The organism is Thermus tenuipuniceus (genome assembly GCF_002964845.1).
GTDB classification, from domain to species: Bacteria; Deinococcota; Deinococci; order Deinococcales; family Thermaceae; genus Thermus; species Thermus tenuipuniceus.
The window spans coordinates 37,810-54,723 of sequence record NZ_PRDA01000019.1 but is presented as its reverse complement, the minus strand read 5'-3'; the positions used below and the strand labels follow the sequence as shown (position 1 = coordinate 54,723).

16 protein-coding genes, 1 tRNA gene and 2 pseudogenes are annotated in these 16,914 nt (G+C 64.7%); 16 read left to right on the top strand and 3 right to left on the bottom strand.

Annotation, left to right across the window (positions count from 1 at the left end; genetic code table 11):
• Window positions 1–195: 195 nt before the first annotated feature.
• From C2847_RS08565 to C2847_RS08555, 3 genes are read left to right on the top strand one after another with little or no spacing between them, the layout of a single operon-like run.
• Entirely contained in the window at window positions 196–438 is a 243-nt protein-coding gene (locus C2847_RS08565; RefSeq protein WP_105317997.1) for a YlcI/YnfO family protein, read from the top strand.
• A gap of 4 nt (window positions 439–442) precedes the next feature.
• Window positions 443–841, top strand: a complete 399-nt coding sequence (locus tag C2847_RS08560; RefSeq protein WP_244187389.1) for a PIN domain-containing protein — start codon at window positions 443–445, stop codon at window positions 839–841.
• Between the two features lie 13 nt (window positions 842–854).
• Window positions 855–1,832 carry a DHH family phosphoesterase gene (locus C2847_RS08555; protein WP_105317995.1) on the top strand — a complete coding sequence of 326 codons (978 nt, stop codon included), beginning with the start codon at window positions 855–857 and terminating at the stop codon, window positions 1,830–1,832.
• A 38-nt stretch (window positions 1,833–1,870) separates the two neighbouring features.
• On the opposite strand, the gene C2847_RS08550 is transcribed toward C2847_RS08555, so the two are convergent.
• Entirely contained in the window at window positions 1,871–3,091 is a 1,221-nt protein-coding gene (locus C2847_RS08550) for a 2,3-bisphosphoglycerate-independent phosphoglycerate mutase (protein ID WP_105317994.1), read from the bottom strand.
• A 54-nt stretch (window positions 3,092–3,145) separates the two neighbouring features.
• On the opposite strand from C2847_RS08550, the gene proS reads away from it, so the two are divergent.
• A complete protein-coding gene (gene proS, locus C2847_RS08545; protein WP_105317993.1) occupies window positions 3,146–4,579 on the top strand; it encodes a proline--tRNA ligase in 1,434 nt (477 codons plus the stop codon).
• A 5-nt stretch (window positions 4,580–4,584) separates the two neighbouring features.
• A pseudogene (locus C2847_RS08540) lies at window positions 4,585–6,002 on the top strand (GNAT family N-acetyltransferase).
• Here the strand turns inward: C2847_RS08540 and C2847_RS12945 are convergent.
• A pseudogene (locus C2847_RS12945) lies at window positions 5,968–6,334 on the bottom strand (ASCH domain-containing protein). The pseudogenes C2847_RS08540 and C2847_RS12945 overlap by 35 nt on opposite strands.
• Window positions 6,335–6,357: 23 nt before the next feature.
• On the opposite strand from C2847_RS12945, the gene nth reads away from it, so the two are divergent.
• From nth to C2847_RS08515, 4 genes are all read left to right on the top strand, one after another.
• On the top strand, window positions 6,358–7,011 hold the full coding sequence (nth, locus tag C2847_RS08530; RefSeq protein WP_105317992.1) for an endonuclease III: 654 nt from the start codon (window positions 6,358–6,360) through the stop codon (window positions 7,009–7,011).
• Window positions 7,012–7,051: 40 nt separating this feature from the next.
• Window positions 7,052–8,206 (top strand): MFS transporter, encoded by a 1,155-nt coding sequence (locus C2847_RS08525; RefSeq protein ID WP_164835682.1) that lies wholly within the window; start codon window positions 7,052–7,054, stop codon window positions 8,204–8,206.
• A 29-nt stretch (window positions 8,207–8,235) separates the two neighbouring features.
• Window positions 8,236–9,450: a molybdopterin molybdotransferase MoeA gene (locus C2847_RS08520; RefSeq protein ID WP_105317991.1), complete on the top strand. Its 1,215-nt coding sequence runs from the start codon at window positions 8,236–8,238 to the stop codon at window positions 9,448–9,450.
• A gap of 75 nt (window positions 9,451–9,525) precedes the next feature.
• Complete coding sequence (locus C2847_RS08515) at window positions 9,526–11,064, top strand: DEAD/DEAH box helicase (RefSeq protein ID WP_105317990.1); 1,539 nt, start codon at window positions 9,526–9,528, stop codon at window positions 11,062–11,064.
• A 56-nt stretch (window positions 11,065–11,120) separates the two neighbouring features.
• Here C2847_RS08515 and C2847_RS08510 read toward each other — a convergent pair.
• Window positions 11,121–11,197, bottom strand: a tRNA-Arg gene (locus C2847_RS08510).
• Window positions 11,198–11,326: 129 nt separating this feature from the next.
• Here C2847_RS08510 and C2847_RS08505 point away from each other — a divergent pair.
• From C2847_RS08505 to C2847_RS08470, 7 genes are all read left to right on the top strand, one after another.
• Window positions 11,327–11,563: a DUF433 domain-containing protein gene (locus C2847_RS08505; protein WP_341865803.1), complete on the top strand. Its 237-nt coding sequence runs from the start codon at window positions 11,327–11,329 to the stop codon at window positions 11,561–11,563.
• Window positions 11,564–12,155: 592 nt separating this feature from the next.
• Window positions 12,156–14,111 carry a transketolase gene (gene tkt / locus C2847_RS08495; protein ID WP_105317989.1) on the top strand — a complete coding sequence of 652 codons (1,956 nt, stop codon included), beginning with the start codon at window positions 12,156–12,158 and terminating at the stop codon, window positions 14,109–14,111.
• On the top strand, window positions 14,108–14,797 hold the full coding sequence (locus tag C2847_RS08490; protein ID WP_105317988.1) for a 2-phosphosulfolactate phosphatase: 690 nt from the start codon (window positions 14,108–14,110) through the stop codon (window positions 14,795–14,797). The genes tkt and C2847_RS08490 overlap by 4 nt, the downstream gene beginning before the upstream one ends.
• 9 nt (window positions 14,798–14,806) lie before the next feature.
• Window positions 14,807–15,616: a class II fructose-bisphosphate aldolase gene (locus C2847_RS08485; RefSeq protein WP_105317987.1), complete on the top strand. Its 810-nt coding sequence runs from the start codon at window positions 14,807–14,809 to the stop codon at window positions 15,614–15,616.
• Window positions 15,601–16,356 carry an HAD-IA family hydrolase gene (locus tag C2847_RS08480; RefSeq protein WP_105317986.1) on the top strand — a complete coding sequence of 252 codons (756 nt, stop codon included), beginning with the start codon at window positions 15,601–15,603 and terminating at the stop codon, window positions 16,354–16,356. Before C2847_RS08485 ends, C2847_RS08480 begins: the two co-directional genes overlap by 16 nt.
• Entirely contained in the window at window positions 16,341–16,649 is a 309-nt protein-coding gene (locus C2847_RS08475; protein ID WP_105317985.1) for a Dabb family protein, read from the top strand. Before C2847_RS08480 ends, C2847_RS08475 begins: the two co-directional genes overlap by 16 nt.
• On the top strand, window positions 16,637–16,909 hold the full coding sequence (locus tag C2847_RS08470; protein WP_105317984.1) for an annexin VII: 273 nt from the start codon (window positions 16,637–16,639) through the stop codon (window positions 16,907–16,909). Before C2847_RS08475 ends, C2847_RS08470 begins: the two co-directional genes overlap by 13 nt.
• The last annotated feature ends 5 nt before the right edge of the window (window positions 16,910–16,914 follow it).

Genomic DNA, 16,914 nt, shown 5'->3' with positions numbered 1-16,914 from the left:
GCGGCTGGCGAGGGCCGCGTAAGGTGAGGTGGGAGACTTTTACGACAGCCTCTAAGCGCCCATGCGCGAAGGTTGCCCCATCGGCAAGGGCAGATGCGGTTTGCCCGCGGCCCCTTTGGGGTTCCCGTCAGGGCGCAAGCCCCAACGGGGCACTCACCTTACCCTATGCACATCATGTTGTGCTAACCTAAGGGCATGAGCCGGAACCTAACCTTAAGGCTTCCCCCAGAGCTGGTGCGCCGGGCCCGGGCCTTGGCCCTGAAGCGGGGCTTGAGCCTAAACGCCTGGGTGGCGGAGCTTTTGGAGAAGGAGGTGGAGCGGGAGGAGGGTCTAGAAGAGGCCTTTAGTCGGCAACTTTCCTGGATGCGTCAGGGGATCCTGGATACCGGGGGCATGCCCTTGCCCTCCCGGGAGGAGGTGCACGATAGAGCCTCCTGAGTTTGTGGATACCAACGTTTTGGTCTACGCCTACGACCGCTCCTCCCCGGCCAAACGGGAGCGAGCCCTTGCGCTCCTGGAGCGCCTTATGGTGGCAAGGCGCTTGGCGTTATCCCTTCAAGTGCTCCAGGAGTTTTACGTGGTCACCACCCGTAAGCTCCAAGCCCCCCTTTCCCCGGAGGTGGCCCGCCAGATCCTGACCGACCTCGGTAAGGCCTGGGTGCACGAGCCCACCCTGGGGGATGTTCTTAAGGCCACCCACCTGGCAGAGCGCCACCGGATCTCCTTCTGGGATGCCCTCATCCTGCAAAGCGCCCGGGCCCTAAAGGCCCGGGTGGTCTGGAGCGAGGACCTCCACCCTGGGGCCTATGGAGGGTTAGAGGTGAGAAACCCCTTTGCGTGATAGGGTATGGCCTATGGACGGGAACGTCCCCGACCCCAAGTACTGGGAGAAGATGCGCCTGGTGGCCGAGGTCTTGAAGGCGGTGGAAGGCCCCATCTACATCGCCACCCACGTGGACCCCGATGGGGATGCCATCGGTAGCTCCTTAGGCCTATACCGGGCCCTTAAAGCCCTGGGCAAAGAGGCCTATTGGGTGGCCGAGCCCCCTAGGTTCCTGCGCTTTTTGCCCAAGGAGGAGGAGTACTCGGACCCCGTGGCGAAGCTCCCTGTAGGGGCCACCCTGGTGGCCCTGGACAGCGCTGAGCCTTCCCGGGTGGTGGGGGTACCGGTGGAGGGCTTCGTCATCAACATTGACCACCACGGCACCAACCCCCGCTTCGGCCACATTGCCGTGGTGGACCCCTCCAAGGCGGCCACCGCCCAGATGGTGAAGGACCTCATTGATCTCCTGGGGGTGGAGTGGACGGCGGAGATCGCCACCCCGGTGCTCACCGGCATCCTCACCGACACCGGCAACTTCCGCTTCGCCAACACCACCCCCGAGGTTCTGCGGGTGGCGGCGGAGTTGGTGGGGTACGGGGTGAAGTTGGCCGAGCTTACCGATAGGCTCCAGTTCCGCCCCCCCTCCTACTTCCGCCTCATGGGACAGGTGCTTTCCACGGTGGCCTTCCACTTCGGGGGGCTCCTGGTCACCGCTCACCTTCCCGAGGATGCCAAGCGGGAGGAGGAGGACTCCGACGACTTCGTGGGGCTCATCCGTTACGTGGAGGGGAGCGTGGTTTCCGTGTTCCTGCGCAGGCGGGAGGAGGGGGTGAAGGTGTCCATCCGCTCCCGGGGTGGGGTTTCCGCCCAGAACATCGCCGTGAAGCTTGGGGGTGGGGGGCATGTGCCCGCCGCTGGGGCCACCTTAAAGGACGTTGACCTGGACCGGGCTTATGAGCAGGTCCTCGAGGCGGTGGCGGAGGAGCTCAAGCGGGCGGGCTACCTGTAGGGTTCCCGTGGCCTGGGCCAGGATGGGAACCCTACACCTCAGGCCCCGTACTTCAAGAGCCTCCCCGCGTGGGCCAGGAGGAGGGGCATGAGCTCCACCCCCCGGAGGTGCCCGAGGCTTCCCTTGGCCGCCTCCCCTTCCGTGAAGCGCAAGGCCCCGTCTTTCCGCAGGTAAGGGGCCTTGAGGAGAAGGGGCACGGGGTGCCAGGAATGCCCTTTGAGGAGGGCAGGGGTGGAGTGGTCCCCGGTGATGGCCAGGATGTCAGGGTCCAGGCGCAGGATCTCCGGCAAGAGGGCGTCAAAGCGCTCGATCTCCGCCACCTTGCCCCAGAAGTCCCCGTCCTCTCCCTTGGCGTCGGTCTTCTTGAAGTGGAGGTAGAAGAAGTCGTAGCGTTCCCAGTTTTCCTGCAAGGCCTTCAGCTTCCCCTCGTGGGCGTCCCCTTCCCCCTCCACGGGCAGGACCTCCATGCCCACCAAGGCGGCGAGGCCCTTGTACATGGGGTAGCTGGCGATGGCCGCTGCCTTCAGGCCGTAGACCTCCGCCATGCTGGGGAAGGAGGGCCGCCTCGAGGCGCCTCGGAAAAGCGCTCCATTGATCCCGGGTTCATCCTTGAGCACCTCCTGGATGCGCTCCGAAAGGAGGTTCACGATCCGAGCGGTTTTTCTGGAGGCTTCGTCCAGGGCCTGGGCCTTCAGGGGAGGGAGGCCGGTCTTCTGGGGGTCGCTGTCCGTGATGCCATCCCCCAGGCCCTCGCCCCGGAGGACCACCAGGAAGCGGTGCTCGCTTTCCGTGTAGAAGTAGACCTCCACGTCCTCAATGCGGGGGATGGCCTCCTGGAGTTTGGCCACCACCCGTTGGTTTTCCTCCGTGCTGGGGCGGCCCGCCCGGCGGTCCAGAACCTGTCCATCTGGGCCTAAGGTGGCGAAGTTCCCCCTTAAGGCCACGTCCCCTTCCCGGAAGTCCACCCCCAGGCCCAGGGCGGAGAGCGCCCCCCGGCCCACTACGTAGCGGAAGGGATCGTAGCCGAAAAGGGCCAGGTGCCCGGGGCCGCTTCCGGGGGTAAGGCCGGGGTAGACGGGGGTGAGGAGGCCCAGGGCGCTTTCCACCGCCAGGCGGTCCAGGTTTGGGGTCCTGGCCGCTTCCAGCTCCGTGGGCCCCCCGGACTCGGGGGGAAGCCCCCCCACCCCGTCTAAGACCACTAGGAGGATTTTCCTTGGGCTTTTCTGATGCAACTCCTTGAGAACCGGGAAGAGGTCCATGGGGCCATTTTACCGAGCTGGGGGTTTTCCTCTCCTGAGGTAAGATGTGCGGGTATGGCGAAGGAGAAGGGCCTAACCCCGCAAAGCCAAGATTTCAGCGAATGGTACCTCGAGGTCATCCAAAAGGCCGAGCTCGCTGACTACGGACCGGTCCGAGGCACCATTGTGGTGCGGCCTTACGGCTATGCCCTTTGGGAAAACATCCAGGGGATTTTGGACCGCATGTTCAAGGAAACTGGCCACCAAAACGCCTACTTTCCCCTCTTCATCCCCATGAGCTTCCTGAAGAAGGAGGCCGAGCACGTGGAGGGCTTCTCCCCGGAGCTGGCCGTGGTCACCCATGCCGGGGGGGAGGAGCTGGAGGAGCCCTTGGCGGTGCGCCCCACTTCGGAGACGGTGATCGGCTACATGTGGTCCAAGTGGATCAAAAGCTATAGGGACCTGCCCCAGCTTCTCAACCAGTGGGGCAACGTGGTGCGCTGGGAGCTTCGCACAAGGCCCTTCCTCCGCACCAGCGAGTTCCTATGGCAGGAAGGGCACACCGCCCACGCCACCCGGGAGGAGGCCGAGGAGGAGGTGCGCAGGATGCTTTCCGTCTACGCCAGGCTGGCCCGGGAGTACGCGGCCATCCCCGTGGTGGAGGGCATGAAGACGGAAAAGGAGAAGTTCGCCGGGGCCGTCTACACCACCACTATTGAGGCCCTGATGCGGGACGGCAAGGCTCTGCAATCGGGCACCAGCCACTACCTGGGGGAGAACTTCGCCCGGGCCTTTGACATCAAGTTCCAGGACAAAGACCTCCAGGTGAAGTACGTGCACACCACCAGCTGGGGGCTTTCCTGGCGCTTCATCGGGGCCATCATCATGACCCACGGGGACGACCAGGGGCTCATCCTGCCTCCTCGCCTGGCTCCCATCCAGGTGGTCATCGTGCCCATCTACCGGGAGGAAAGCCGGGAGAGGGTTCTGGAGGCGGCCTTTGACCTGAAGCGGCGCCTTCTCCAGGCGGGGCTTCGCGTGCACCTGGACGACCGGGACCAGTACACCCCAGGCTACAAGTTCCACGAGTGGGAGCTTAAGGGGGTGCCCTTCCGCATTGAGCTTGGCCCCAAGGACCTCGAGGCGGGCGAGGCCGTCCTGGCCAGCCGCCTGGGGGGAAAGGAGCGCCTGGCCCTAGAAGTCCTTCCCACCGTGCTACCCGAGAAGCTGGATGCCTTCCACCAGGCCCTTTACCAACGGGCCCTGGAGTTCCGGGAAACCCACACCCGCAAGGTGGACACCTACGAGGAGTTCAAGGAGGCGGTGCAGGAGGGTTTTGCCCTGGCCTTCCATTGCGGGGACCGGGCCTGCGAGAAGGCCATCCAGGAGGAGACCACCGCCACCACCCGCTGCATCCCCTTTGAGGGGGAGGCGGAAGAAGGGGTGTGCGTCCGCTGCGGGCGGAAGAGCGCCTACGGCAAGCGGGTGCTCTTCGCCAAGGCCTATTAGCGCCCATGAGGGTCCTGGGGCGGAGGGTTTACTGGCGCTGGTTTGGGGAGGTTGTCCTCGAGGGGGGCCTGAGGCTTCGCATGACCGGGGATGCGGCCAAATGGCTCCGCCCCGGGGACAGGGTCAGGCTCGCCACGGAATACCGCAAACCCCTTCTGGACTTTGACGAGTATGCCCTCGAGGGGGCTTTCCCCTTGTGGCCCTTATTTTCCAGGACGCTGGACCACGTGAGGGAAAGCCCCTTAGGGGGCAGGGTTCCTGGGGGCGTGGAGCGGAACATCCGGGAGCGTATCTTTCCCAAGGACTGGTTCCGCCCGACCTTTGAGGGCGGGAAGGACTGGGAAAGCGCTCTGGACCGAGTGCACACCGCCGCCAGCCGCATCGCCCGGGTGGTGGTGCACCCCGACTACCGCTCGGAGGGCCTAGGGGCTTTTTTGGTGGAGCTGGCCTTGGCCTGGGTGAAGGAGCGGGCTGTGCCCGAGGGAAGGCGGGAGAAACACCTGGTGTACACCGTGGCCCAGATGGCCCGCTACCACCCCTTTTTTGAGAAGGTGGGCTTCCGCTACCTCTTCGACACCGCCTCGGGAAGGCCCGTGCTGGCCTATCCCCTTACGGAGGAGGCGGAGCACTACCTGGATCGGTTTTTGAAGGAAGGCCCTTACGCCAGGGTCCATGGGGGAAGGCTTTTCGTTTCCCGTTTCGGGAGGGTGCGGGGGCTTCCAGGGTCTATCCGGCTGGTGGGGGTTCGTAAAGGCTACCGGAGCCACCTGGACCTTTCCGACCTTTCCCCAGAGGTGCAGGAAACCCTTGTGACCTTCGGGGTCAAGGCCCGGGTGCTGGAGCGAGCGATCCTTAGGGAGGTGGACCTCGAGGTTCCCCCGGGCAGCGTGGTGGCCCTGGCCGGGGCCAGCGGAGTGGGGAAGACCACCCTCCTTCGCCTCCTCCTGGGGGAGCTCCCGGAGGGGGAGAGGTGGAGGTACCCGAGGGCAAGCGGGTGGCCTATATCCCCGGGGAGCGGGAGGTGGACCTTGGCCAGGAGCCCATCTTGGAGCGGCTTTACCGCCAGCTTCAGGATGTGGGGGCGGCCATTGAGGTGTTGAACCGGGTGGGGCTTTCCGACGCCGTGCTCTACCGGGCCAGGCCGAAGGAGCTTTCCACGGGCCAGCGGGAGCGCTACCGCTTGGCCCTCCTCCTGGCCCAGCGCCCTGACCTTCTCCTGATCGACGAGTTTGCCGCTCACCTGGACGTGCCCACCGCCAGGCGGGTGGCCTTGGGTCTTGGGAAGCTGGTGCGCCAGGCGGGGATCACCCTGGTGGTGGCCACCCACCGCCAGGAGGTGATCGCTTCCTTGGATCCCGACCTCCTGGTCTTCGTGGGGTACGGGGGGCTTATGGCCATACCTCGGAAAGATCCACGAACATGACCCGACCGGGTTTTTTGGGTACGAAGAGGGGTTTTTCGTAGCGGAAGGCGTTGTGCAAAATCCAGGCGTAAAGGGGCTGTTCCCCGGCATAGGTCCTGAGAAAGGCTTCCTCCGCCAGGTGCTTTTCCGGGTGGGCCAGAAGCTCCTCCACGGTGAAGGGTCCCTGCACGTCCAGCAGGTCCGCTTGGCCGATGAGATACCCCCCCGCTGATGATCCCCAAGGGACCCCGGTGTCGGGTCTGGCGTTTGCGGATCTCCCAGGTCTTCCTTCCGTCCACGATGAAGCTGGCGTAGGGTTCCCGCACGATGAGGCCCAGCTTGGGCTTTTCCACGCCCTCATTGTAGAGTAGACTCCGTGGGTTGCCCTAAGGAAGGGCAAAAGGAGAAGAAAGCGCGGGCCTTGGCCATCCTGAAGGCCCTGAAGGTGGCGTATCCGGGGGCTAAAACGGAGCTAAAGCACAATAACCCCTTCCAGCTTTTGGTGGCCACGGTGCTTTCCGCCCAGGCCACGGACAAAAGCGTAAATGAGGCCACCCCGGCCCTCTTTGCCCGGTTTCCCGACCCCCAGACCCTGGCCAAGGCGACTCCCGAGGAGGTCGAACCCTACATCAGGCGCATCGGTCTTTACCGCACCAAGGTCAAAAACCTGGTGGCCTTAGCCAGAAGGCTGGTGGAGGAGCATGGGGGGGAGGTACCCAAGGAAAAGGAAGCCTTGATGGCGCTACCGGGGGTGGGCTGGAAGACGGCCACCGTGGTCCTGGGGGCGGCCTTTGGCGTGCCGGGCATTGCCGTGGACACCCATGTGGCCCGCCTGGCCAAAAGGCTCTGCCTCTCCCAGGCTGTGAGCCCAGAGAAGATCGGGGCCGAGTTGGAGAGGCTTTTCCCCAAGGAGGACTGGGTTTTTGTTCACCACGCCCTGGTCCTTCACGGCAGGTACGTGTGCCTGGCCCGTAAGCCCCGGTGCGGGGCCTGTTCTCTAGCGCCTCATTGCCCAAGCCGGCAGGGGTAGGGGCCTTGGATCCAGGCTTGTTTCCTCAGAGAAGGGTTTTGTGAGGTATATACTCGGTTCACTAGCTTATCGCTTCCTCGCGGCCAGCTTCCTCTGGTCCTTTGGGGCTAACCTTATTTACTTTTTCCTGAACTTTCACCTCGAGGGCCTGGGCTATGGTCGCCAAGCCATAGGGCTTGCCCAGGCTCTGCTTCTTCTGGTGGGCGTGGTTTCTGCCCTGCCCCTGGCCTACCTTATCCCCCATCTGGGCTACCGGAAGAGCTTTCTTCTGGCCTTAGCCCTGGCGGTGGGAAGCGGGCTTCTTTTGGGGTTTGGTCTGCTGGTGTTCCCCTCGTTGGCAGGATACGGGCTGGCGGGAGCCTTGGTGCAGGGGGCGGGGGCACCTCTCATGGCCCGGTTGATCCCTGCCGAGAGGCGGGTTTCCCTTTTCAGCCTGCAGGCGGCTTTGACCACGGCCTCGGGCTTTTTCTCCACCCTTTTGGCCGGTGCCCTTTCCGAATGGGTGGGGGCCAGGTGGGTGATCCTCTTTGCCCTTCCCTTTTTCCTCCTGACGCTTCCCTTTCTGGTTGGTCTTCCCGAAGGGCAGGGAACACCCCCCAGGCTGAGGGGGCGGTTTGGGATTTGGCTGCGCCTCTTTTTGCCCCAGGCGGTGATCGGGTTTGGGGCTGGACTGGTCATCCCTTTCTTGAACCTGTATCTTCGGGAAAAGTTTGGCCTCAGCTACGGAACCACGGGCCTGGTCTTTGCCCTTTCCGCCTTGGCCACCGGGGTGGCCATGTTGCTCCAGCCCCTTCTGGTGCGCCGGCTTGGGAAACTGGGGGCCATCGTGTTCGTGCAGGCCTTGTCCCTGCCCTTTATGGCCATCCTGGCCTGGGTGCCTTGGCTATCCCTCGTTACCGTGGCCCTCCTCATCCGGGGAGCCCTTATGAACGCTGCCGGGCCTGTGTACGCCGCCTTGGTGATGGACTACTTGGAGGAAGACGAGCGCCCGGGCTTCTTCCTGATGGAGTCCGCCCTCTGGAGCCTTCTCTTTGCCTTGGGGAGTGCCTTGTCCGGTATGGTGCAGGAGGCCTGGGGCCTTGTCGCCTTCAACTACCTCTTTGCCCTTACCCTGGGTCTTTACGCCGTGGGGATTGCCCTTTGGCCCTGGACCTTTGGCCGCTTGCAGGCGGCCTACCGGGAATCTTCTTCCTGAGGCCTTGGGCTTTGCCCTAGACTGGGCCTATGCGCACGGGCATCAGCGTGGAGGAAGCGTTGGAGCTGGTCTTGGTGGAGGCCAAGGGGGAGCTTCCCGTGGAGGAGGTACCCCTGAAGGAGGCCTATGGCCGCGTCCTGGCGGAGGACCTGGTTTCCTTGGTGGACCATCCCGACCAGGACGACACCGCCATAGATGGCTACGCCTGCCGAGAGGAGGACACCCTGGGGGCGAGCCGGGAGAACCCGGTGCGCCTCAGGGTCATCGGGGAGTCGCCGGCGGGAAGGCCCTTTGCCGGACGGGTGGGGAAGGGGGAGGCGGTGGCCGCCTACACCGGGGCCCCTATCCCTGATGGAGCAGATGCCGTTATCCGGGTGGAGGACACCCGGCGGGAAGGGGATTACGTGCTCCTCTTCGCCCCGGCCAGCGCCAAGGACATCCGGCCCCAGGGGGATGACCTGCGGAAGGGGGAGATTTACCTGCGGCAGGGGGACCTCCTCACCCCAGGAAGGCTGGGCCTGGCGGCGGCCATGGGCTACCCCCAGGTGCAGGTCTTCCGGCGACCCCGGGTAGGGATCCTCACCACGGGGGACGAGGTGGTAGAGCCGGGGGAACCCTTGCCCTATGGGGGGGTTTACAACTCCAACGCCTATAGCCTCCTGGGCCTGGTGTGGGAGGCTGGAGGGGAGCCCGTCCTCCTGGGCAAGGTGGAAGACGATCCGGAAAAGGTGCTCGCCCGCCTCGAGGGGGCAGGGCGGCTGGACCTCCTCCTTACCTCGGGGGGGGTGTCCATGGGGGAGTACGATGTGGTGCGTAAGGTTTTGGAGACAGCGGGGGAAGTGGTCTTCTGGAAGGTGAAGCAGCAGCCCGGGGGGCCCCTGCTCCTTGCCCGACTGAATGGGCTTCCCGTGCTGGGCCTACCCGGAAACCCGGTTTCCAGCATGGTGACCTTTTTCCTCTATGGGAGGCCTTTCCTCTACCGGCTCCTTCGGCGCACCGAGCCCCCCTACCGTTTCCTCGAGGCCAGGGTCCTTACCCCCTTTAAGAGTGCCCAGGGTAAAAAGGTCTTCCGCCGCGGGGTGCTCTCCTTTGAGGGGGAGCTTGTGGTGCGCACCACCGGGAGCCAGTCCAGCGGGGTTTTGCGCTCCATGGCCCTGGGCAACGCCCTGGTGGTCCTCCCCCCCGACCAGGATGCCAGGGAAGGGGAGAGGGTGGAGGTCATTCCCTTGACATTCGTGCTCTAGTTCACTAAACTTGAAAGGTTTACGGGCTTTGCCCCTCCTTTTCGGGCGCGGGTGGGGCCCGGGAAGTGAGAGAGAATGGAGTTCAAAGACTTTCCCCTGAAGGACGAGATTAAGGAAGCCCTTTTGCGCCGGGGTATCAACGCCCCCACCCCCATCCAGGCGGCGGCCTTGCCCCTGGCCCTCGAGGGCAAGGACCTCATCGGCCAGGCCCGCACGGGCACCGGCAAGACCCTGGCCTTTGCCTTGCCCATCGCCCAAGGCCTCGAGGCCTCCAAGGAGCGGGGCCGCCTCCCCAGGGCCTTGGTGCTGACCCCTACCCGGGAGCTGGCCCTTCAGGTTTCCGGGGAGTTGCAGGCGGTGGCCCCCCACCTCAAGGTGGTCACGGTGTACGGGGGCACGGGTTACGGCAAGCAGAAGGAGGAGCTGGCCCGGGGGGCCGATGTGGTGGTGGCCACCCCGGGGCGGGCCCTGGACTACTTGCGGCAAGGGGTCTTGGACCTTTCCCAGGTGCGGATCGCCGTTTTGGACGAGGCCGATGAGATGCTCTCCATGGGTTTTGAGGAGGAGGTGGAGGCCATCCTCTCCGCCACCCCTAAGGAGCGCCAGACCCTTCTTTTCTCCGCCACCCTGCCCTCCTGGGCCAAGAAGCTGGCGGAGCGGTACATGAAAAGCCCGGTGGTCATCAACGTGGTGCGGGAGGAGGGCGTCACCTACCAAGAGGAGGCCATTCCTGTCCCTGGGGACCGCCTTTCCCTCCTCTCCGATATCCTTTTTGTCAAGGCCCCTAAGCGGGCCATCGTCTTCACCCGCACCAAGGCGGAGACCGAGGAGGTGGCCGCGGGGCTTCTTCGCCTCGGGCACCCGGCGCGGGCCATCCACGGGGATCTTTCCCAGACGGATCGGGAAAGGGTCATGAGGGCCTTTCGGGAAGGGGAAGTAAGGGTTTTGGTGGCCACGGATGTGGCCGCCCGGGGCCTGGATATCCCGGAGGTGGACCTGGTGGTGCACTACCGCTTCCCCGACAAGCCGGAAACCTACCAGCACCGTTCGGGGCGCACGGGCAGGGCCGGGCGGGGAGGTGAGGTGGTGATCCTCTACGGCCCCCGGGAAAGGCGGGAGCTTTCCGAGCTGGAAAGGGCCGTGGGCCGCACCTTCAAGCGGGTGAATCCCCCCACGCCCGAAGAAGTCCTCGAGGCCAAGTGGCACCACCTCCTGGCCCGTCTCGCCCGGGTGCCCGAGAGGGACTACAAGCTGTACCAGGACTTTGCCAGCCGTCTGTTCGCCGAGGGGCGGGTGGAGGTGGTGGCGGCCCTCATGGCCCTGCTTCTGGGGGGGGCCCCCAGGGAGAAAAGCCTCCTCACGGGCGAGGAGGGTTGGCTTACCTTCAAGGCCACGGGTCCCCGCCTCACCCTGCCCCGGTTGGTGGCCCTCCTTAAGGAAGTGGGCCTCGAGGTGGGCAAGATCGCCCAGGGAGAGGAGGGCTTTTACGTGGACCTCCGTCCCCAGGACCTCCCCCGCCTAGCCGAGGTGCAGGGGGTGAAGCTGGAGAGGGCTAAGCGGGTGGAGGTTTTGCCCGAGGCGCCAGCCCGCGGCAGGCGTCCGGTGCGCTCTTGAGACTAGGAAAAAAGGCTTTCCCCCCTCGGTAGCGAGGGGGGAAGTGTTTTTGGCCTTGGTGCGCCCGGAGGGATTCGAACCCCCGGCCTAGGGCTTAGGAAGCCCCCGCTCTATCCTGCTGAGCTACGGGCGCCCACACCTAGAGGATTCTAGCAGCCCTGGGGGGCCAAGGCAAGCGGATGGTCCTCGGGTAAGGGAGCGATTTGGAAAACACCTTTGCTATCCGCTACCGAGAGGTTCGGGGTGGCGTACTGGAGGACACATGGAAGCCTGGGTCATCAGGGATCCCGAGGTGATGCTGGGTAAGCCCGTGGTGGCCGGTACCCGGATCACCGTGGAGGAGGTCCTCCGCCGTTTGGCTGCCGGGGAAACACCCAAGGAGGTTCTGGCTGCCCACCCCCGCCTTACGCCAGAGGATCTGTGCTCTATGCGGCCGAAACCCTCGGGGCAGAGGTGTACTGCCCGGTCCCTGAGAAGGTGGCGTGAAGATTGTCGCTGACAAAGGGGTAGACGCCCCGGTTGGGGCGCGGCTACGGGCTGAGGGCCTCGAGGTCCTGTATGTGGCCTTGGCCAAGGAAAGGGAGGCTCTCCTTCTCATCACCGACAAGGACTTTGGCGGGCTGGTGTTTCTCCAGGGTTTGGTTCCCGGGGGAGCGAGGCTTCTTCGTCTTGAGGGGTTAAAGCCGAAGGAAAAGTCGGCCCGGGTGGTATGGGCTCTACAGGAACAAGGTTCCCAACTGGCTCAAGCGTTTTCCGTACTTACCGGTAAAGGTTTGAGAATTACGGAATCTCCCCTAATGCCCCCTAGCCCGAAGTCCGGGCCATGGCCAAACGGCCCAGAACGCCGGCAGGCTCGATGGCCGCTTGCTTTTCCCTCTGCAGGGAAACCCCTCTTGGCACCCGCCAGCAGACTATGGCCACTCGGGGTTTCCCCTAAAAGCTAGCCCGGAGCCTCAGCAAGGAGGGAGAAGGGTGGAAGAGGGTATAGTCTTTCACCGGGGGAAACGGGGTTCTACATAAGCCTTGGCTTATAGTAGGGCTCCCTGGCTCCGCTTGTGCCCTCCTTCACGGGGGCGTACCCTGGAGGCAACATGACCGAGACCAAGGACCTCACCCGCCTTTCGGTGAACGCCGTCCGGTTTTTGGCTATAGACGCTGTGGAAAAGGCCAAAAGCGGCCACCCCGGTATGCCCATGGCCATGGCTCCCCTGGCCGATCTTCTGTATCGGGAGGTCATGCGCCACAATCCCCTGGACCCGAACTGGCCGGATCGCGACCGGTTTGTCCTTTCCGCAGGGCATGGCTCCATGCTTCTTTACGCCATCCTCCACCTCACGGGGTATGACCTTCCCTTGGAGGAGCTCAAGCGCTTCCGCCAGTGGGGTTCCAAGACCCCGGGCCACCCCGAGTATGGCCACACCCCAGGGGTGGAGGTGACCACCGGTCCCTTGGGCCAGGGTATATCCACCGCGGTGGGCCTGGCCCTGGCGGAGAGGAAGCTGGCTGCCGAGTTCAACCGCCCGGGCTACGAGGTGGTGAACCACTACACCTACGTGCTGGCCTCGGATGGGGACCTGATGGAGGGGGTTTCCGGGGAGGCCAGCTCCTTGGCAGGACACTGGAAGCTTTCCAAGCTCATCGTGTTTTGGGATAACAACCACATCTCCATTGACGGCTCCACCGACCTGGCTTTTACCGAGGATGTCCTGGCGCGCTACCGGGCCTATGGATGGCACACCCTCAGGGTGGAGGATGCCAACGACCTCGAGGCCCTCCGCCACGCCATCCGCCTGGCCCAGCTAGACGAAAGGCCCTCCCTCATCGCCGTGCGGAGCCACATCGGTTACGGTTCCCCCAAACAGGACTCCCACAAGGCCCACGGGGAACCCTTGGGTCCGGAGGCGGTGGAGGCCACCCGTAGGAACCTGGGCTGGCCCTACCCGCCCTTTGAGGTTCCCGAGGAAGTCTACCGGCACATGGACATGCGGGAGAAGGGAAGGGCTTGGCAGGAGGCCTGGGAAGAGCTCATGGAGGCCTATGCCCGGGCCTATCCCGACCTGCACCAGGAGCTTCTGCGCCGCTTAAAGGGCGATCTTCCCTCCCTTCCCGAGGAGCCCCCAGCCTTTGACAAGCCCGTGGCTACCCGGGCGGCGAGCGGCAAGGCCCTAGACGCCATCGTTCCCGGGATGCCCGAGCTTTTGGGCGGGAGCGCCGACCTCACCCCCTCCAACAACACCCAGGCCCAGGGCATGGCGGACTTTTCCCCGCAAAACCCCACGGGGCGGTACATCCACTACGGGGTGCGGGAGCACGGCATGGGGGCCATCCTCAACGGCCTTAACCTTCATGGGGGCTATAGGGCGTATGGGGGCACTTTCCTAGTTTTTTCCGACTACATGCGCCCCGCCATCCGCCTGGCGGCCCTCATGGGCACCCCCACGATCTTCGTCTTCACCCACGACACCATCGCCCTGGGGGAGGACGGCCCCACCCACCAGCCCGTGGAGCACCTCATGAGCCTCCGGGCCATGCCGGGCCTTTGGGTGATTCGTCCCGCAGACGCCTACGAGACCTTCTACGCCTGGCGGGTGGCCCTAAGCCGCAAGGAAGGTCCCACGGCCCTCATCCTCACCCGCCAGGCAGTTCCTCTCCTTTCCCCGGAAAAGGCCAAGGGGGCCCTCAAGGGAGGCTACATCCTGGAGGATGTAGAGGACCCCGAAGGGGTGATCGTGGCCACGGGAAGCGAGGTGCACCTGGCCTTGAAGGCCAGGGTCCTTTTGGCGGAGAAGGGCCGCCGGGTGCGGGTGGTGAGCCTGCCTTCCTTTGAACTCTTTGCCGCCCAGCCGGAGGAGTATAGGCGGGAAGTGCTTCCCCCAGGCCTCCCCACCGTGGCGGTGGAGGCAGGGGCTACCCTGGGTTGGGAGCGGTACGCCCACAAGGTGGTGGGTCTGGACCGCTTCGGGGCCAGCGCCCCTTACCCCGAGGTCTACGAGAAGCTGGGCTTTACCCCGGAGCGGGTGGCGGCGGCTTTGGAAGAGCTCCTATGAGGTTTTGGGTAGATCCCCTCCCTCGTCCTGAGGCTTATGCGGGAATGGCCATTGTGGTGGATGTCATCCGGGCCACCACCACCGCCGCCCTTTACCTAAGGGCTGGGGCCAAGGCCCTGGTTCTAGCCCCGGGAGTGGAGGCCGCACGGGCCTTACGCCAGGATGGGGAAGTCCTGGCCGGGGAAGTGGGAGGGCTTCCCCCAAAGGGGTTTGACCTGGGCAACTCCCCCCGGGAGGTGGAAAGGGTGGTGGGGAAGACCGTGGTCATGGCCACCACCAACGGCACCCGGGCCGCCCATGCGGCCTTAGGGGCTAGGTATATCCTTCTGGGTTCCTTGCAAAACGCCCAGGCGGTGGCGGAGGTGGCGGCAGGTGCAGGCGGGGAAGTAGCTATCCTCTGTGCGGGCAAGGAGGGCAACATAGCCCTGGATGACCTTTACACGGCTGGGGTCATCGGAAGGCGGTTGCAAGCCCTGGGGTTTACTCCTGTGGGAGAAATGGCCCATCTAGCCCTCTTCTTGGCGGAGAACCCGCCTTTGCCGGTGCTCTCAGCCAGCGAGGCCGCCAAGGCCTTGGTGGCGGTGGGGCTTGGGGAGGATGTGGCCGAGTGCGCTCGGGTGGACGTCCATAGGGTGGTCCCCCGCTTCCTGGGGATGCGGGGGGAAGGCATGGTGTTTGGGGTATAGGGGGGAGGGATGCTGGCCACCTTGCGGGAGGTTCTGCCGGAAAAGGGCCGGGCGGTGGGGGCCTTTGACGTGGTAGGCCTGGAGTGGGCGGAGGCCATCCTGGAGGGCGCAGAAACCCTGGGCCTTCCGGTGATTCTCAGCGTGGCCCTACACCTAGGGGGGCCGCCCCTGGAAGCCCTGGCACCTGGGCTCCGCCATTTGGCGGAGGGGGCCAAGGTACCCGTGGCCCTACACCTGGACCATGGGGAAAGCCTCCAGGAGGTGGTACGGGCGTTAAAACAGGGCTTCACCAGCGTGATGCTCGATGGAAGCCATCTGCCCCTCGAGGAGAACATCCAACTGACCCGCCTGGCGGTGGAGGTGGCCCGGGCCTATGGGGCTACGGTGGAAGGGGAGGTGGGGGCAGTGCCGGGAGGTTACGGGGGGGAGGTTTCCCATGAGCCCGTGGCCTACACCGACCCCTTGGAAGCCAGGCGCTACCTGGAGGAGACCGGGGTGGACGCCCTGGCGGTGAGCATTGGCACCCGCCACGGCCTGCACAAGGGGCCGGTGCGCCTCAATCTGCCCTTGTTGGAGGAGCTGGGCCACCTTCCCGTGCCCCTGGTCCTCCACGGGGCTTCGGGCTTAAGCCCGGAGGACTATCGGGCTTTGGTGGACCGGGGGATCCGAAAGATCAACCTTTATGCCGACCTGGCCCTCGAGGCGGCCTCGGTTCTCAGGAGGGTGGGAGCGGAAGACTACCTGGGCCTGATGGCGGCCATGAAGGAGGGCCTCAAGGATTTGGCCATGGCCCGGATGCGCCTATGGTGGGGAAGCTGAAGGCCCTTCTTTGGGATTTGGACGGCACCTTGGCGGAGACTGAGGAACTCCACCGGGAGGCCTTCAACCGGGCCTTTGCCCACTTTGGCCTTCCCCTTTACTGGGACCAGGAAACCTACGCCCGCCTCCTTTGGACCACCGGGGGGAAGGAGCGCCTTAAGCGGGCCCTGGAGGAAACCCCGGGGGCACCTGGGCTTTCCTGGGAGGAGATCGCCGAGGTGCACCGCTACAAGACGGACCTTTACCTGAAGCTTTTGCGGGAAGAGGGGGTCGCGTTGCGCCCGGGGGTGCGCCGGCTTCTCCTCGAGGCCCGGGAGGCAGGGGTGGCCTTAGCCCTTTGCACCACCACCAGCCCGGAAAACGCCGAGGCCTTCTTGGAGGGTGCGGGTCTATCGGGCTGGTTTTCCCTGGTTTTGGCCGGGGATGTGGTGGCAAGGAAGAAGCCGGATCCCGGCATCTACCTCCTGGCCCGGGAGCGCCTGGGCTTGGCCCCGGAAGAGGGGCTGGTGGTGGAGGATTCCCGCAATGGTCTCCTGAGCGCCCTGGGGGCGGGTTTCCCCGTGCTCATCACCCCTAGCCTTTATACCCTGGACCAGGACTACCAAGAAGCCCACGCCCTTCTTCCCCACCTGGGGGAGCCCGGGAACCCTGCGCCCGTCCTCCAGGGGCCGAGGTCCGGGGAGAGGGTGGTGGTGGACCTTTCCTACCTGGAGGAGGTGAAAAAGTGGTGGAGCACCTGATCGTGTTCAACGCCGAGGCCAGTCCGAAGGAGGTGAGGGAGATGGTGCGGAAGGCCCGGGAGGTCCTCTTGCAGATTCCCGGGGTTTGTGGGTTGCGCTATGGGGAGGCTCTTGCCGAAGGGGCCCGCTACCGCTACTGGCTTTCTATCCTTTTTGAGGGGCCTGAGGTGGTGGAGTTCTACCGGGACCATCCCTTGCACGTGGAGTTTGCCAACAAGGTCTTCCGCCCCATGGCCCAGGACCGGATCACCACCGATTACCTGGTGATCACGGAGGTGCCATGCGGCAGCTAGCCCACCGGGAGGCGGAGGCCAGGGCTTTGAAGGTCCTGGTGGATGGAATAGGGGAGGGATTGGTCCTCGAGGGGGAGGGAGGATACTACGCCCTCTACTACTTCTACAGCTGGTACGGGCGCAAGGCCCCGGATCCAGACGAAACCCCGGACTGGGTGGAAGGACCCAAGGCTTCCCCCGAGGAGTTCCTGGATTCTTACGATCAGGCCCGTTGGCTGGAGGACAATGGTTATACCCTCTTCATCAACGAGTCCAAGTAGGGGGT

What these genes read in the sequence shown, in the direction of transcription:
- C2847_RS08470 (WP_105317984.1), top strand. Translation starts at nt 16,637, where the DNA reads ATGCGGCAGCTAGCCCACCGGGAGGCGGAGGCCAGGGCTTTGAAGGTC.
- C2847_RS08505 (WP_341865803.1), top strand. Translation starts at nt 11,327, where the DNA reads ATGGAAGCCTGGGTCATCAGGGATCCCGAGGTGATGCTGGGTAAGCCC.
- C2847_RS08490 (WP_105317988.1), top strand. Translation starts at nt 14,108, where the DNA reads ATGAGGTTTTGGGTAGATCCCCTCCCTCGTCCTGAGGCTTATGCGGGA.
- C2847_RS08480 (WP_105317986.1), top strand. Translation starts at nt 15,601, where the DNA reads ATGGTGGGGAAGCTGAAGGCCCTTCTTTGGGATTTGGACGGCACCTTG.
- C2847_RS08555 (WP_105317995.1), top strand. Translation starts at nt 855, where the DNA reads ATGGACGGGAACGTCCCCGACCCCAAGTACTGGGAGAAGATGCGCCTG.
- C2847_RS08485 (WP_105317987.1), top strand. Translation starts at nt 14,807, where the DNA reads ATGCTGGCCACCTTGCGGGAGGTTCTGCCGGAAAAGGGCCGGGCGGTG.
- tkt (WP_105317989.1), top strand. Translation starts at nt 12,156, where the DNA reads ATGACCGAGACCAAGGACCTCACCCGCCTTTCGGTGAACGCCGTCCGG.
- C2847_RS08515 (WP_105317990.1), top strand. Translation starts at nt 9,526, where the DNA reads ATGGAGTTCAAAGACTTTCCCCTGAAGGACGAGATTAAGGAAGCCCTT.
- C2847_RS08550 (WP_105317994.1), bottom strand. Translation starts at nt 3,091, where the DNA reads ATGGACCTCTTCCCGGTTCTCAAGGAGTTGCATCAGAAAAGCCCAAGG.
- C2847_RS08520 (WP_105317991.1), top strand. Translation starts at nt 8,236, where the DNA reads ATGCGCACGGGCATCAGCGTGGAGGAAGCGTTGGAGCTGGTCTTGGTG.
- proS (WP_105317993.1), top strand. Translation starts at nt 3,146, where the DNA reads ATGGCGAAGGAGAAGGGCCTAACCCCGCAAAGCCAAGATTTCAGCGAA.
- C2847_RS08565 (WP_105317997.1), top strand. Translation starts at nt 196, where the DNA reads ATGAGCCGGAACCTAACCTTAAGGCTTCCCCCAGAGCTGGTGCGCCGG.